The organism is Lentiprolixibacter sp. (assembly GCF_982873095.1).
Window position 1 is genome coordinate 1 of the sequence record NZ_CEYNTP010000048.1, and the last position, 13,950, is coordinate 13,950.

14 protein-coding genes and 1 pseudogene are annotated in these 13,950 nt (G+C 49.1%); 10 read left to right on the forward strand and 5 right to left on the reverse strand.

All coding sequences use genetic code 11. From position 1 onward, the window contains the following. The 9 genes from AC4E7D_RS04760 to AC4E7D_RS04800 all read left to right on the forward strand — a co-directional run. On the forward strand, positions 1-1,171 hold a 1,171-nt coding region (locus AC4E7D_RS04760), incomplete at its 5' end, for an anthranilate synthase component I family protein (RefSeq protein WP_490172667.1). A 1-nt stretch (position 1,172) separates the two neighbouring features. Beyond that, the gene (locus AC4E7D_RS04765; RefSeq protein WP_490172668.1) at positions 1,173-1,742 is read left to right on the forward strand and encodes an anthranilate synthase component II; all 570 of its coding nucleotides are present in this window, start codon (positions 1,173-1,175) and stop codon (positions 1,740-1,742) included. Then, positions 1,739-2,731, forward strand: coding sequence for an anthranilate phosphoribosyltransferase (trpD, locus tag AC4E7D_RS04770; protein WP_490172669.1), 993 nt, complete (start codon positions 1,739-1,741; stop codon positions 2,729-2,731). The genes AC4E7D_RS04765 and trpD overlap by 4 nt, the downstream gene beginning before the upstream one ends. 1 nt (position 2,732) lies before the next feature. Next, complete coding sequence (gene trpC, locus AC4E7D_RS04775; protein ID WP_490172670.1) at positions 2,733-3,518, forward strand: indole-3-glycerol phosphate synthase TrpC; 786 nt, start codon at positions 2,733-2,735, stop codon at positions 3,516-3,518. Then, positions 3,515-4,177 (forward strand): phosphoribosylanthranilate isomerase, encoded by a 663-nt coding sequence (locus AC4E7D_RS04780; protein WP_490172671.1) that lies wholly within the window; start codon positions 3,515-3,517, stop codon positions 4,175-4,177. Before trpC ends, AC4E7D_RS04780 begins: the two co-directional genes overlap by 4 nt. Continuing rightward, a complete protein-coding gene (gene trpB, locus AC4E7D_RS04785) occupies positions 4,167-5,348 on the forward strand; it encodes a tryptophan synthase subunit beta (RefSeq protein WP_490172672.1) in 1,182 nt (393 codons plus the stop codon). The genes AC4E7D_RS04780 and trpB overlap by 11 nt, the downstream gene beginning before the upstream one ends. A 9-nt stretch (positions 5,349-5,357) precedes the next feature. Beyond that, on the forward strand, positions 5,358-6,128 hold the full coding sequence (gene trpA / locus AC4E7D_RS04790; RefSeq protein ID WP_490172673.1) for a tryptophan synthase subunit alpha: 771 nt from the start codon (positions 5,358-5,360) through the stop codon (positions 6,126-6,128). Further along, on the forward strand, positions 6,125-6,349 hold the full coding sequence (locus tag AC4E7D_RS04795) for a hypothetical protein (protein ID WP_490172674.1): 225 nt from the start codon (positions 6,125-6,127) through the stop codon (positions 6,347-6,349). The genes trpA and AC4E7D_RS04795 overlap by 4 nt, the downstream gene beginning before the upstream one ends. A gap of 39 nt (positions 6,350-6,388) precedes the next feature. After that, on the forward strand, positions 6,389-7,894 hold the full coding sequence (locus AC4E7D_RS04800; RefSeq protein WP_490172675.1) for a M20/M25/M40 family metallo-hydrolase: 1,506 nt from the start codon (positions 6,389-6,391) through the stop codon (positions 7,892-7,894). Positions 7,895-7,897: 3 nt separating this feature from the next. On the opposite strand, the gene AC4E7D_RS04805 is transcribed toward AC4E7D_RS04800, so the two are convergent. Both AC4E7D_RS04805 and AC4E7D_RS04810 read right to left on the reverse strand, forming a co-directional pair. Next, the gene (locus AC4E7D_RS04805; RefSeq protein WP_490172676.1) at positions 7,898-8,341 is read right to left on the reverse strand and encodes a BLUF domain-containing protein; all 444 of its coding nucleotides are present in this window, start codon (positions 8,339-8,341) and stop codon (positions 7,898-7,900) included. 69 nt (positions 8,342-8,410) lie between these two features. Beyond that, complete coding sequence (locus AC4E7D_RS04810) at positions 8,411-10,957, reverse strand: phosphoenolpyruvate carboxylase (RefSeq protein WP_490172677.1); 2,547 nt, start codon at positions 10,955-10,957, stop codon at positions 8,411-8,413. Positions 10,958-11,212: 255 nt separating this feature from the next. On the opposite strand from AC4E7D_RS04810, the gene AC4E7D_RS04815 reads away from it, so the two are divergent. Continuing rightward, entirely contained in the window at positions 11,213-11,740 is a 528-nt protein-coding gene (locus AC4E7D_RS04815; RefSeq protein WP_490172678.1) for a YybH family protein, read from the forward strand. A gap of 83 nt (positions 11,741-11,823) precedes the next feature. Here the strand turns inward: AC4E7D_RS04815 and AC4E7D_RS04820 are convergent, their stop codons facing one another. The 3 genes and pseudogenes from AC4E7D_RS04820 to AC4E7D_RS04830 form a co-directional block, all read right to left on the reverse strand. Continuing rightward, a complete protein-coding gene (locus AC4E7D_RS04820; protein ID WP_490172679.1) occupies positions 11,824-12,495 on the reverse strand; it encodes a bifunctional 4-hydroxy-2-oxoglutarate aldolase/2-dehydro-3-deoxy-phosphogluconate aldolase in 672 nt (223 codons plus the stop codon). 70 nt (positions 12,496-12,565) lie between these two features. Next, positions 12,566-13,606 carry a PfkB family carbohydrate kinase gene (locus tag AC4E7D_RS04825; RefSeq protein WP_490172680.1) on the reverse strand — a complete coding sequence of 347 codons (1,041 nt, stop codon included), beginning with the start codon at positions 13,604-13,606 and terminating at the stop codon, positions 12,566-12,568. Between the two features lie 38 nt (positions 13,607-13,644). Next, positions 13,645-13,950 (reverse strand): annotated as a pseudogene (locus AC4E7D_RS04830) (uracil-DNA glycosylase family protein); the annotation flags it as partial.

The following is a 13,950-nucleotide window of genomic DNA, read 5'->3' on the forward strand; positions in this document are numbered from 1 at the left end:
ATGTACGGAAATTGGGCCCGAAACAGATATTCCCGGCCATTTGCACGCCTTCAGCCAGAAATTCGAGGTAGATAAAAACGGTTTTAAGTTCATCAATAACGGGTTGTTTGGTTATATGGCTTATGACGCTGTGCGGTATTTTGAAGATATTGAGCTCAGCAAAAAGAAAAATGAACTGGGCATACCAGATATCTATTATGCGGTATATCAGAATATCATCGCCATCAATCATTTTAAGAACGAGGCCTACCTGTTTGCCCATTGCTACGAATCAGAAAGTAACCTGGACGATCTGGAACAGCTCCTAAGTGTTCGCTCCTTTGCCTCCTATTCTTTTACTAAGAATGGGGATGCCTCCTCCAACCTGGAAGATGAGGAATACATAAACCTGGTGGAGCAGGCTAAAAAACACTGCAAACGCGGGGACGTATTCCAACTCGTGCTCTCAAGGAGGTTTTCCCAGGGCTTTAAGGGAGACGAATTTAATGTCTACCGGGCGCTGCGTTCCATCAACCCCTCCCCTTACCTCTTCTACTTTGACTACGGGAACTTCAAAATATTCGGGAGCTCCCCGGAAGCCCAGCTTGTGGTGCACAACGGAAAGGCCGAAATACACCCTATTGCAGGAACATTCAAAAGAACAGGACACGATGAAGAGGATGCCCGCCTTGCAAAAGCCCTCACCGAAGATGACAAGGAGAACAGCGAACACGTGATGCTGGTTGACCTGGCGAGGAACGACCTTAGCAGGCATGGCAACATGGTGGAAGTAGAGAACTATCGGGAAGTGCAATATTTCTCGCACGTTATCCATCTCGTATCCAAGGTTACGGGGCGCATCAAACCTGGGGTGCCCACTATGAAAATCGTGGCCGACACCTTTCCTGCCGGCACACTTAGCGGGGCACCCAAGCACATGGCCATGCAGCTCATAGAAAAATACGAAACGGTAAACCGGGATTACTATGGAGGTGCAATAGGCTTTATGGCTTTTGACGGGGATTTCAACCACGCGATCATGATCAGGACCTTCCTGAGCAAGAATCATATGCTCCACTTCCAGGCTGGGGCCGGACTGGTGGCTGCTTCCGATCCGAAAGCCGAACTACAGGAAACCTATAACAAACTCGGGGCCCTCAACCGGGCGCTGGAAATGGCTGAACACATCTGAAATGAAAAAGGTTCTTGTCATAGATAACTACGATAGTTTTACCTATAACCTGGTGCATTACCTGGAAGAACTGGGCGCCCAGGTCACGGTGAAGCGAAACGACCAGCTTGAGCTGGAAGAAGTTGCGCCCTTTGAGAAAATTGTACTGTCTCCCGGACCGGGAATCCCGGACGAAGCAGGCCTCCTCAAAGAGATTATCGCTACCTATGCCCCGGATAAAAGCATTTTCGGAGTATGCCTGGGCCAACAGGCGATCGCCGAAGTCTTCGGGGGCCGGCTGATCAACCTGGACGAAGTATACCACGGTATTGCTACGGACGTAAAGCTGGCCAAGGAGGATGTGCTTTTCTACGGTTTGCCTGAGGAATTTCCGGTAGGACGCTACCATTCCTGGGTGGTAGACCCGAAATTACCAGATTCCCTGGTAGGCACCTCCTATGATGCACAGGGGCAACTCATGTCCCTCAGGCATGTCACTTACGATGTGCGGGCCGTACAATTCCATCCGGAATCCATCCTAACCCCGCACGGAAAAAAAATATTGGAAAACTGGTTAAATCACGAAACATGAAGGAAACATTAAACCGGCTGATCAATCACGAGATCCTCTCTAAAGAAGATGCAAGACAAATCCTGGTCAATATGGCCAAGGGATCTTACAATACAAGTCAGATTGCCGCCTTCCTCACCGTCTACATGATGCGCAGCGTCACTATTGAGGAGCTGGAAGGATTCCGTGATGCCCTACTTGACCTCTGCCTGGCAGTTGACCTTTCAGAATACGACCCAATCGATCTTTGTGGGACCGGAGGAGATGGCAAGGATACTTTTAATATTTCAACCCTGGCTTCATTTGTCGCAGCAGGGGCCGGACTAAAAGTAACCAAACATGGGAATTACGGGGTGTCTTCCACCTGCGGGAGCAGCAACGTTATGGAATTCCTGGGTATAAAATTCAGCAATGAGCCGGATTTCTTACGGAAATGTATTGAAGAAACGGGCATCTGCGTGCTGCACGCCCCCCTCTTCCATCCGGCCATGAAAAACGTAGCCCCCATTCGAAAAGAACTGGCTGTAAAAACCTTTTTCAATATGCTGGGGCCTATGGTTAACCCGGCCTTCCCAAAAAATCAGATGGTTGGGGTCTTTAACCTGGAACTCGCGAGGATGTATGGCTACCTCTACCAGAACACGGATAAGAGGTTTACCGTGCTTCACGCCCTGGACGGATACGATGAGATTTCGCTTACCGGCCCCACTAAAACCATCTCAAACCGCAATGAAGGCATCCTCCAGGCAGCTGATCTGGGGGTAGCGGAAGTACACCCGGAGGACATTGCCGGAGGGAATACGGTGGCAGAATCGGCACAATTGTTTATCAATATCCTGCAGGGGAAAGGGACGGCTGCGCAGAACAATGTGGTGTGTGCCAATGCCGGGCTGGCCATTAGCACGGCAAACGAGATATCGCCCAAAGAGGGGTTTGAACTGGCAATGGAATCGCTAATGAGCGGACGGGCAAACGATTGCCTGAAGAAATTACAAGAATTAAGTGCCTGACATGGATATTTTAGAACGCATAGTGCGCGACAAAAAAGAAGAGATTGCCCTGAAAAAGCAGGTCTTTCCACAAGGCTTCTTTGAACGTTTTCCCCTTTTTGAGCGGCAGTCCCCTTCCCTTTCAACAGCCCTGAGAGAAAAGGGGCTGGGAATAATCGCCGAACACAAAAGGCGATCGCCCTCACGCGCCGTCATCAACAACTCCCTGCGTGTATGGGAAGTAGCTGAGGGCTATGAGCAGGCGGGTGCATGTGGCATGTCAGTGCTAACGGATGGAAAACATTTCGGGGGGTCCCTGGATGATTTGCTGGCAGCACGTGCAGCCAGCCGATTGCCACTGTTGCGAAAAGACTTTACTATAGATGAATATCAAATCCTGGAAGCAAAAGCCTACGGTGCCGACGTGATCTTGCTTATTGCGGCCATCCTGAGTACGGATCAAATCAGAAGCTTTAGTACCCTGGCCAGCAGCCTGGGCTTGGAAGTGCTTCTGGAAGTACACGATCGGGAGGAGCTGGATCGCTCCCTTTTTCCAGGCATTCAGATGGTGGGGGTGAACAACCGGAACCTCAAAACATTTGAGGTAGACCTGGACACCAGCAGGTCCCTGGCAGCACATATCCCCGAAGAATTTGTGCGGGTGTCGGAGAGTGGCATCAGCAAGGAGTCGGCCATTAAAGATCTCAACGGTTACGGGTATCAGGGTTTCCTGATCGGAGAAAATTTCATGAAAACTCAGGCTCCCGGAAGGGCGGCAAGAGAGTTTATTAACAACATTCAGAAATGAGATTGAAAGTTTGTGGTATCAGGGAAAATTTAGGGGATGTGGCCGGCATTTCCCCGGATTACCTGGGCTTTATATTTTGGGAGCCCTCACCCCGATTTGTCTCCAAAAAACCTGGCACTTTGCCCCCGGGCATTGAAGGTGTTGGCGTTTTTGTGGATGCTGAGATACCCTACATCCTCAAACAGGTTGAGGCTTTTGGGTTGTCCCTCATACAACTTCACGGGAAAGAAAGCCCGGAATTTTGTACTACCCTGCAGGAAGCCCTGAATACTTCCATCGGAACTAAGCACAAGAAGGTGGAACTGATCAAGGTGTTTTCTGTTAAAGATGATTTTGATTTTGATGTTCTCGGCCCATATGAGCAGGTATGTAATTATTTCCTTTTTGATACAAAGGGGAAACTACCTGGTGGAAATGGCTATGCCTTTGATTGGCAATTGCTCCGTCAATATCCGTCCAGCAAGCCGTATTTTCTCAGCGGTGGCATAGGGCTGGACGAGGTGCCACAGCTGCTTCGCTTTATGGAATCTCCCCAGGCGGAGTATTGCCATGCACTTGATGTAAACAGTAAATTTGAAATACAACCGGGATTGAAGAACATCCCGGAACTGAGCATATTTAAAAAATTGGTATTTGAAAGCAGAAAAGATGAGTTATAATGCAAATGAAAAAGGGTATTACGGGGAATTCGGTGGTGCCTTTATCCCGGAAATGCTGTACCCCAACACCGAGGAATTGCGAAGGCAGTATGTGGAGATCACTGAATCCCGGGGATTCCAGGAGGAGTTTCAACAATTACTAAGGGATTATGTGGGTCGCCCTACCCCTTTATATTTTGCCCAGCGTCTCTCAGAAAAGTACAATACAAAGATCTATCTGAAAAGGGAAGACCTCTGCCATACAGGTGCCCATAAGGTGAACAACACCATTGGTCAGATCCTATTGGCTAAACGCCTGGGAAAAAACAGGATCATTGCGGAGACCGGTGCCGGACAACATGGTGTGGCCACGGCTACCGTATGTGCCCTGATGGGTATTGAATGTGTGGTCTACATGGGTGAGGTAGACATTGCACGGCAGGCCCCGAATGTGGCCCGTATGAAAATGTTAGGGGCAACTGTAAAGCCCGCTACTTCGGGCAGCCGAACCCTGAAGGACGCGACGAACGAGGCCATCCGTGACTGGATAAACAACCCGGTAAACACCCATTATATCATTGGCTCCGTTGTGGGGCCTCACCCCTACCCGGATATGGTGGCCCGCTTTCAGTCAGTCATCTCCAAAGAAGTACAGCAACAACTGCAGGAAAAAGAAGGTACGCCTGATCCTGATTATGTGGTGGCCTGTGTAGGTGGGGGATCCAACGCAGCAGGCCTGTACTACCACTACCTGGATAATCCTGAGGTTGGGATCATTGCAGTAGAGGCTGCGGGAAAAGGCATACACTCGGGCGAAAGTGCTGCTACCTCGGCCCTGGGCAAGGTAGGGATTATCCACGGGAGCAAAACGCTCCTCATGCAGACACAGGACGGTCAGATCACCGAGCCGTATTCTATCTCGGCCGGGCTGGATTACCCCGGGGTAGGCCCCATGCATGCCCACCTGTACACCTCAGGACGGGGAGAGTTTATTTCCATCACGGACAAGGAAGCCATGGAAGCCGGATTGCTAATGTCCCAACTGGAAGGGATCATCCCGGCCATAGAGACCTCTCATGCCTTTGCCATTTTTGACCAGCGACCTTTCGCCCCCAATGATGTTGTGGTAGTAAATTTGTCAGGTCGGGGCGACAAGGATCTGCAAACCTATATCGACTATTTTAAGCTCTAGTTAAGAGGAATGAACAGGATAACGGAAAAATTACAGGAAGAAGGCAAACTGCTGTCCATTTACTTTACTGCGGGGTATCCGGAACTTGAGGATACAGTTCCTATTATCAAAGCCCTGCAAGAACAGGGGGTGGATATGATAGAGATAGGCCTGCCCTTTAGTGACCCGCTGGCGGACGGACCCACCATACAAGCAAGTTCCACCGCGGCCTTGCGCAATGGAATGACCACCCAAAGGCTTTTTGAACAACTCAAAGGGATACGGGAGCACGTGGATATCCCCCTGATCATCATGGGGTATTTTAACCCTGTCCTGCAGTATGGGGTGGAAGCATTTTGTGCGGATTGTGCTGCAGCAGGCATCGACGGTCTTATCCTGCCTGACCTTCCCCTGGATGTCTACCAGGAAGAATACGAGGACATCTTCAAGAAGTACGGCTTGCTAAATATGTTCCTCATCACTCCACAAACCAGTGAGGAACGCATCAGGGAGATCGATAAGGCCTCAGGTGGTTTTATCTATATGGTAAGCTCGGCAAGTACTACCGGGGCGAAAGAAGGTTTTGGGCAAGAACAGCAAGGGTATTTTAAGCGCATTTCAGAGATGGAGCTCAAGCATCCTCAGATCGTGGGCTTTGGGATCAGCAATGCACAAACCTTCCGGGAAGCCACCAGTCTGGCTAAAGGCGCCATCATTGGTTCTGCCTTCATTAAACAGCTGAGCGCTGAAGGAAAAGACGGCATCGCTGCCTTTATCAAATCAATTAAAAACAACTCATGAACTTTCTAAACAACTGGAAGATAATCATCCTCTTGTGCCTCACCCTGGGGTTGGCGCCCTATGTGCCTGAACCACATCTTTGGGGAAAAATCCGATGGGTTTTGGGAGGGGCTAAGGGAATGGCCGCAATAGACTATTTTGATCTCCTAATGCACGGTTTCCCCTTTCTGCTTCTGATCCGCCTGCTGCTTCTGAAAATAATCGCGGGATTTCGTAAATAGAATTCCCTACATTTAGTCTCCTTAAAAACGAAGCTGAAAATGAAAAAATTTATACTGCTGGGGATGCAGTTATTTGTATTTGGATTGTTTGCCCAGGAATCCGGTCCATTACAATCCCAGGTCAGGCATGCGATAGACGAACTCCGGGATTTTGTGGCCATCCCGAATGACGCCCTGGATGCTGCAGACATCAACAGGAACATCACCTGGTTAACGCAGAAATTCAACGCCCGCGGATTCAATTCCACCGTACTACCTACAGAAGGAAAACCCCTGTTCTTTGCGGCCCTGCCTATGTCTGATGATAAACCCACACTTTTGTTTTACATGCATTTTGACGGGCAGTCCGTAGACCCGAAACGCTGGGAGCAATCCAATCCCTATGACGTGGTGTTGCGGGCACCGGGTCCAGAAGGCTGGGAAGACCGCAGTTTTGATGAACTGCAGGACAGCATCCCCGGGGACTGGCGCCTTTACGGCAGGTCCACCGCAGATGATAAAGGGCCCATCGTGATGTTTCTCAATGCCATAGACCTGTTGAACAAGAAGGGTGAGACCTTGCCTTTTAATGTTAAACTCATACTCGACGGGGAAGAAGAAAGGGGCAGTACCCCCCTGCCAAAGGCGGTTCGAGATTACCGTGAGCTCCTGGAAGCAGACTATCTGATCATAAACGACGGTCCTGTCCACAGCTCAGGCCTTCCCACAATCGTCTATGGCTGCCGGGGGATCACGAGCATGACCTTGACCACTTACGGTCCCGTAAAACCTCAGCATAGTGGCCATTACGGCAACTATGCCCCCAATCCTGCATTTCAGTTATCCCAACTGCTGGCAGGCATGAAGGATGCGGATGGAAAAGTGGTGATCCCTGGATATTACCAGGGTATTTCTCTGGACGAAGCGTCCCTTGATGTCCTTAAAAGTGTCCCGGATGAAGCAGAAAAAATAAATAGCTTTTTGGGGATATCCCGCCCGGAAAAGGTAGGTGGTTTTTACCAGGAAGCCCTGCAATACCCTTCCCTCAATATCCGTGGGATGAGTTCCGGTTGGGTAGGTGATGAGGCCAGGACGATTGTCCCGGCAACAGCAACGGCAGAAATTGACCTGCGCCTGGTTCCCGAGACGGATGGAGATGCCCTCAAATCACTGGTGAAAAAATACATACGGGATCAGGGTTTTTATATTACTGAAACCGCACCCAGCCCTGAAATAAGGGCAACACATACAAAGATCATTGAGGTAACGGAAAGCGGCGTGACCCCTGCCTTCCGGACCTCTTTAGGTGAGCCCTTCGGCAACTTCCTGCTTGGAATGCTCAAATCGACCTTTGGTCAGGAGGTGGTTCAGATTCGTATCATGGGGGGAACCGTTCCTATTGCGCCCTTTATTAACGAGCTCAAAATACCGGCCTTTATTGTGCCCCTGGTAAATCCGGACAACAATCAGCACAGTCCCAATGAAAATTTGAAAATAAGTCAAATTACCTATGGGATAAAAGTCTTCTATACCCTTTTGAGTACTACACCAGAATTAGGTAAGTAAGGCTTACTGTGGCCTGTAGAAGCCCTTTTCTTCGAGCAGGGTATGGACATTGTACCAGAATACCTTGGAAGTAAAATTAGAGCTTTCAGCACCCTCTTCAAGGTCTTTCAGATCCTTCTTAACCTGACTTTCAAGCGTGGTTTCGGGTTCTTCAGGCAACTTGAGATATGTCATTTTCCAGTCTGGAAACATGCGTTCCAGGGTTTCTCCTTCCGAAAGTACTTCAGACATACTGTGGCGTTTATCGCGTTCAATATGCTTATACAATTCTTTGACTACTTCCTTTTCCCCTTCCAGGAGTTGCACAAAATACCCCTCGTTGTAGACCAGGCATCCGGTTAATTCTTTGCTGGCATTATTGGATTTGGATTCCTCGAGGATATCGCGGATATCAGCAGCAGTGATCCCTTCCGCAGCCAGGGATCGATAGGTGAGTTGATATAACATAGCTAGGGCGTTTGGAACTACAAGTTAGAAAATTAGTCCCTATTTCAGCATCGCACCAGTGCAAATTATTTATGCCGAGTTTCGGCTGGCATTGATGTTACCATAGAGGGATCGGGTAACGATTTTCTCGTAGACCTCGCTATTATTAACCTTCTGCCCAATTTTCTGCAAGGCATACTGCTGTATGACCAGCAGCGGAAGCACAATGTTTTCCCTTATCCTGATAGATTCCCGGGAGATGGCCTCATCTTCCATGAGCACCTTGGCCCCGGAAATTTCCAGTAGCATCTTTTTGGAGAGCAGGTATTCCTCGTACAATATATGCCAGAATTCACCATATTCCGGATCCTCTGCCATGTAGCGGGTGAGCTCAAAATAGCTTTTCGACAAGGACATCATGCTGTTACGCATCAATGCCTCGAAAAATGGCACTTCGCGATAAAGTTGTTTTAGGGCATCAAGGTGGCCCTGGTCCGACAAGGATTTAAGGGCAGTACCAATTCCGAAGTATCCGGGAACGTTCTGCTTGAGCTGGCTCCAGGAGCCTACAAAGGAAATCGCCCTAAGGTCCTTAAGTTCCAGTTTGGCCTTGTTCCCGCGTTTCCCCGGCCTGCTTCCAATATTCGCCTTCTGGTAATACTTTAGGGTACTCCTGTGTTCCAGGTAGGGTATAAACACCTTGTGGTTTTTCAGGGCGTCATATTTCTCAAAACTGATATCAGACAGTTGTTCAATAAGCCTGCGCTGTTCCCCGCTGATCACATTCTCCTTGCCGTAAATGGTATTAGACAAGCCTGCCGTAAGCAGCTGCTCGCTATTGTGCATAAACTGCTCCTTGGTGCCAAAGGTACTGGTAATGGTTTGTCCCTGAACGGTGAGTTGGATCTCATGGTTGGCGATCCCGGCGGTTTGTGCCGCGTAAAAACGGTGGGTCTTTCCCCCACCCCGCGCAGGTGGTCCCCCGCGCCCATCAAAGAAAATGGCCTTGATGTTGTTCTTTGTACTAACCGCAGAAAGGCGTTCCTTGGTATTGAGAATAGACCAGTTGGCCCTGACATACCCACCGTCCTTGGTCCCATCGGAAAAGCCCAGCATCATCGTCTGGGTGGCGTTGCGCTTTTCTAAATGGGAACGGTAGCTCTTAAGATCATACAGGCGTTGCATAACTGCTTCCGAAGCCTCCATCCCCTTCATGGTTTCGAAAAGCGGCACAATGTCAAAAGTAATGGCCTCTTTCTCCCAGCCGCACCAGCGGAACAGCCCGAACACGAATAAAACAGAGAATATGTCTTCAGAGTTACTGATGATGTAGCGGTTACATCCTTCTTCCCCATTCTTTTCCTGAATGGCGTTTAACTGGCTTATGTTCAAAAGGGTGTCCTGAACAATCGGATCAGCAAAATCGGAAGGAACCACCTTTATTTTCTCCTCTAGCAAATATCTCAACAAGGCATCTTCCTCCAGCTCTTCCAGGCTATCATTGATCAGTCCTTGTTGTTGCAATACGGCTGTTATCACTTTCTTATGTGCACTGTGGTCCTGCCGGATATCGAGGGTGGCAAAATGCATTCGGAATATACGGACCTTGTCCATGAAGTGATCGAGCTCCTTGAGGTAGAGACTGTGGTAATCTGCAATGAGCCCAGTCCTGATCTCCTGCAACTGCTCCATAAGGTAATTATAGCTCAGTATCTTCTCCTTATTGAACATCGCCACATACAGTTCATTACGCAGCTTCTGTATGGCTTCGTGCAGGCCCCGAAAGGAGATCTGTTTATGTAGTTTCTTCAGGTCGTGGTAGTAACATTTCATCAGGGTGGTCCGCAACTCATCGGCCACATCTCTTGTGATTTGTGCAGTGACAAAAGGGTTTCCGTCCCGGTCACCTCCCGGCCAGAAACCGATTTTTATAATGTTGGGGTTCTGGAAATCTTCATTTTCCGTGAGGCTTTTGATATAGGCATACAGTTCCCCGACCGCATCATAGTACACATGCCTCAGGGTGTAAATGATATTCTTGGCCTCGTCCAGCGGAGTGGGCTTTTTCCGTTTTACCAGGGAGGTAAGCCCGAGTTGTTGCAGGGTAATATCGATTTCGTCCAGGGCATTGTCCAGGATCAGATGCCTGAGCCTGCTCATGATATCCAGTACGGCAGGGGTGTAAAACTGGGTAGGGTGTGCCGTGAGGACGATACGGGCACTGAAGCGTTCCAATTTCTTCTCCAGGTCCTCAAGGCGTTTGTCTTTTGAAGCCAGCTGAAAGAAATCCCGGATAGAGAGGGAATCCGTGAGTTCGTGAAGGCGGGGAAATGCGGCATCCTCAACACTGTCATACAGCACTACCTGTCTTTCCACATATTGAATGATACGGAACATAAAGTCGATCCGCTCCTGCTCTGTTTTCAGGTCGGCGTAATTGGCAAAGAACTCCTCCAGGATCTCCACAGGGTTTTTTCCGGCATCCAGTCCTTTTTCACACTGCCGGAACAGGATAGGGATAAAGACCCCGATATTTTCGGCGCCCGTGTAGGGCAAGTTCAGAAATAGGCTGTTATACACATTGAACTTATTCTGAACATGTTTCTTGAATTCTTTAAGGCGTTCGATCTGGCTCATAGGCTTCCATTAGGAGGTTGTCATTTCATAATTGTACAGGTTAACCCCTGAGATGGCAAATATCGCATTTTCAGGATGAACAGTAGGGTGCAGCACCATGCTGTAACAAAATAGGACAGCAGGGGAATAAAACCAACAAATCTGCATAAAAATCCTTCTTCCCTTTGCATTACTTGTGGCATGGAAGCAGGCTAATCATCCTGCTTTAAAATTAAATTCACTAACTTGTTGAAATTCAACCTAAAACAACCCATTATGAAAACAAAATTGATTTTAGCCATCGCATTGGTATGCCTGATCGTCAGCAACGGATGCAAGGAAAAACAAGAACCTCTCGCGGCAGAGCCGGAAGTTCAAGTGGATTTGATCCAGGACGAATTCCCGGAAGCCCAGAAGGAAGTTGAACAAACCATGGCGGATATCGTCCAAAGTGTTCGGGATGGTGATATCGACAAACTTATCGCTTTTCATGCGTACAGCCCGAAATTTACAGAATTCAAAGGGGGCGCCCTGCGTAACGGTGCTGAGGAAAATGAAGCATTTGAAAGAAATACTTTCGGCGCGGTTACCGAAGTGGTTAAAATGGATATGAACGACATGCAGATTGCCGTTTACGGGGATGTGGCCAACGTTACCTTCCACTCTGATTTTCACCTGAAATTCGGCGAAGACCTGGCTGTAGTGAATGACCAAATCAGTTTGCTATTTGTAAAAAACAATGACGGACAATGGAGAATAGTCGCAGAACATCATTCTCCTCTAAACAAGGAAGAAGCAGGGTAAGTAAAACGATTAAGGATTTCCGGGTATCAGGTCCGTTTTCTCTTTTGAGATTACTTATCGGACTGTGCCCGGATTTCATGTCCCTAAGAGTCACTTACTCTTTTAATTACGTCTAAGGTTGCTCTCACCAACTGCTGCAGTTGTTCAAAGTCTTTACTGGCAAGTATTTCTTTGCTGATCAGTTTGGACCCCATACCCACACAGGTCACTCCGGCGTCAAACCAGGCCCTTAGGTTGCCCTCCTCTGTACTCACCCCTCCGGTTGGCATAATGCTCGTCCAGGGTTGGGGGCCCTTAATAGCTTTGACAAAGCCGGGGCCATAGGTGGACCCCGGGAAGAGCTTGATGACCTCACAGCCGAGTTCCTCTGCCCTGTTGATTTCCGTCAGGGAACCGCAGCCCGGGGACCAGAGCACTTTCCTTCGGTTGCAGATCAGGGCGATGTCCTCGCGCAGGGATGGGGTTACGATAAAGTTGGCTCCCATTTGCATGAATAAAGAAGCGGCGGGGCCATCGGTGATCGAGCCTACCCCCATGATCATCCCCGGAAGCTCATTGAGGGCATACTTGTTCAGTTCAGAAAAGACCTCAAAGGCAAAATCCCCTCGTGCCGTGAACTCCAGTAAGCGGGCTCCGCCATCATAGCAGGCCTTGAGCACCTTTTTTCCCAACTCGGGGTCCGGATGATAGAACAGGGGAACCATGCCTGTTTCCTGCATTGCGCTGACCACTTCCAGCCTTGAATATTTTGCCATAGCTTCGGATTTTTTGGATACCGCTTACCTAAATCTTTTCCTGTGTTTAAAATACAATAATCCTCTGGACTTATCGCGCTACCCGGCCTGAGGCGTCACCCCCCATCAATTTTTCAACCTCCTGAACCGTTACCAGGTTGGTATCCCCCTTGATGGTGTGTTTCAGGCAGGAGGCAGCCACGGCGAAATTCAGCGCATTCTGATCGTCATCCGGGTATTTCAGGAGCCCATAGATCAATCCCCCCATAAACGAGTCGCCCCCGCCTACACGGTCCACGATATGGGTGATCTGGTATTCCGGGGATTTATACATGGTTGTACCATCATAAAGTACGCCTGCCCAGGTATTGTGGGAAGCAGAAATAGACCCCCTCAGGGTGGTAATTACCTTTTTAGCTCTTGGGAACTTTTTCATCATCTGTTTGCAAACGGATAAGAAAGCTTCCGCTTTTACATGTTCCCCCTGAGTGGTGATATCCAGGCCTTCGGGTTTGATGCCAAAATGCTTTTCTGCATCTTCCTCATTACCAAGTATAATATCGCAATAAGAGGTTAACTCGGTCATGATAGCCTCACGGTCACCTCCGTATTTCCATAATTTTGCCCGGTAGTTCAAATCGGTGGAAATGGTAATAGCCTTGGCACTGGCTGCTTTTACGGCCTCCAGGCAGGCATCGGCTGCACCTTGGGAAATGGCAGGCGTAATCCCCGTCCAGTGGAACCAGTCCACCCCATCAAACACCACATCCCAGTCTACCATCCCTTTTTCGATCTCTGCCATGGCAGAGTGGGCCCGGTCATAGATCACCTTGCTGCCACGACTAACTGCGCCGGTTTCCAAAAAGTAAATACCCAGGCGGTCACCCCCGAAGATGATCTTATCCGTACCCACGCCCCTTTTACGCATTTCCATTAGTGCACAGTGGCCCAGGTCATTGTCTGGTAACCTGGTGACAAAATCAACGGGAACGCCGTAATTCGCGAGGGAGACTGCTACGTTGGCTTCCCCGCCACCGTAAACCACATCAAAACTGTTGGCCTGGGAAAATCGCAAAAATCCAGGTGGAGATAAACGCAGCATGATCTCTCCAAAGGTGACTACTTTCTTCATAGGTTTAAATAATTACTGACTGATCGCCAGCTACTAAGCTAAAAAAACTTCCTATACTGCTCCACCCGGTAATCCAAAACCGTGTAGCTGGGGTCCTCAGCCTTTCGCGCCTTGTATTCCGGGATGCTCCCCACTGCCCTATTCGCAGAACCCGAGGGTGCCGTAAGGGACACCGTATGTACCTCCCTGTAACCGCCGCCTGAAAGCGGAAGTTCAAATCGATGCTGCCTGGGCACCTCAGAGGATACGGGCATCAATCTTAAACCGTTTTCCCGAAGCAGCCTTCTGAACAGGTATTCTGGTCCGTTCTTACTGTTTCCGCCGGTAAAAAGCAGGGTCCCTAT

Coding starts and splice junctions, on each gene's coding strand:
- AC4E7D_RS04765 (WP_490172668.1), top strand. CDS start 1,173: ATGAAAAAGGTTCTTGTCATAGATAACTACGATAGTTTTACCTATAAC.
- trpD (WP_490172669.1), top strand. CDS start 1,739: ATGAAGGAAACATTAAACCGGCTGATCAATCACGAGATCCTCTCTAAA.
- trpC (WP_490172670.1), top strand. CDS start 2,733: ATGGATATTTTAGAACGCATAGTGCGCGACAAAAAAGAAGAGATTGCC.
- AC4E7D_RS04780 (WP_490172671.1), top strand. CDS start 3,515: ATGAGATTGAAAGTTTGTGGTATCAGGGAAAATTTAGGGGATGTGGCC.
- trpB (WP_490172672.1), top strand. CDS start 4,167: ATGAGTTATAATGCAAATGAAAAAGGGTATTACGGGGAATTCGGTGGT.
- trpA (WP_490172673.1), top strand. CDS start 5,358: ATGAACAGGATAACGGAAAAATTACAGGAAGAAGGCAAACTGCTGTCC.
- AC4E7D_RS04795 (WP_490172674.1), top strand. CDS start 6,125: ATGAACTTTCTAAACAACTGGAAGATAATCATCCTCTTGTGCCTCACC.
- AC4E7D_RS04800 (WP_490172675.1), top strand. CDS start 6,389: ATGAAAAAATTTATACTGCTGGGGATGCAGTTATTTGTATTTGGATTG.
- AC4E7D_RS04805 (WP_490172676.1), bottom strand. CDS start 8,341: ATGTTATATCAACTCACCTATCGATCCCTGGCTGCGGAAGGGATCACT.
- AC4E7D_RS04810 (WP_490172677.1), bottom strand. CDS start 10,957: ATGAGCCAGATCGAACGCCTTAAAGAATTCAAGAAACATGTTCAGAAT.
- AC4E7D_RS04815 (WP_490172678.1), top strand. CDS start 11,213: ATGAAAACAAAATTGATTTTAGCCATCGCATTGGTATGCCTGATCGTC.
- AC4E7D_RS04820 (WP_490172679.1), bottom strand. CDS start 12,495: ATGGCAAAATATTCAAGGCTGGAAGTGGTCAGCGCAATGCAGGAAACA.
- AC4E7D_RS04825 (WP_490172680.1), bottom strand. CDS start 13,606: ATGAAGAAAGTAGTCACCTTTGGAGAGATCATGCTGCGTTTATCTCCA.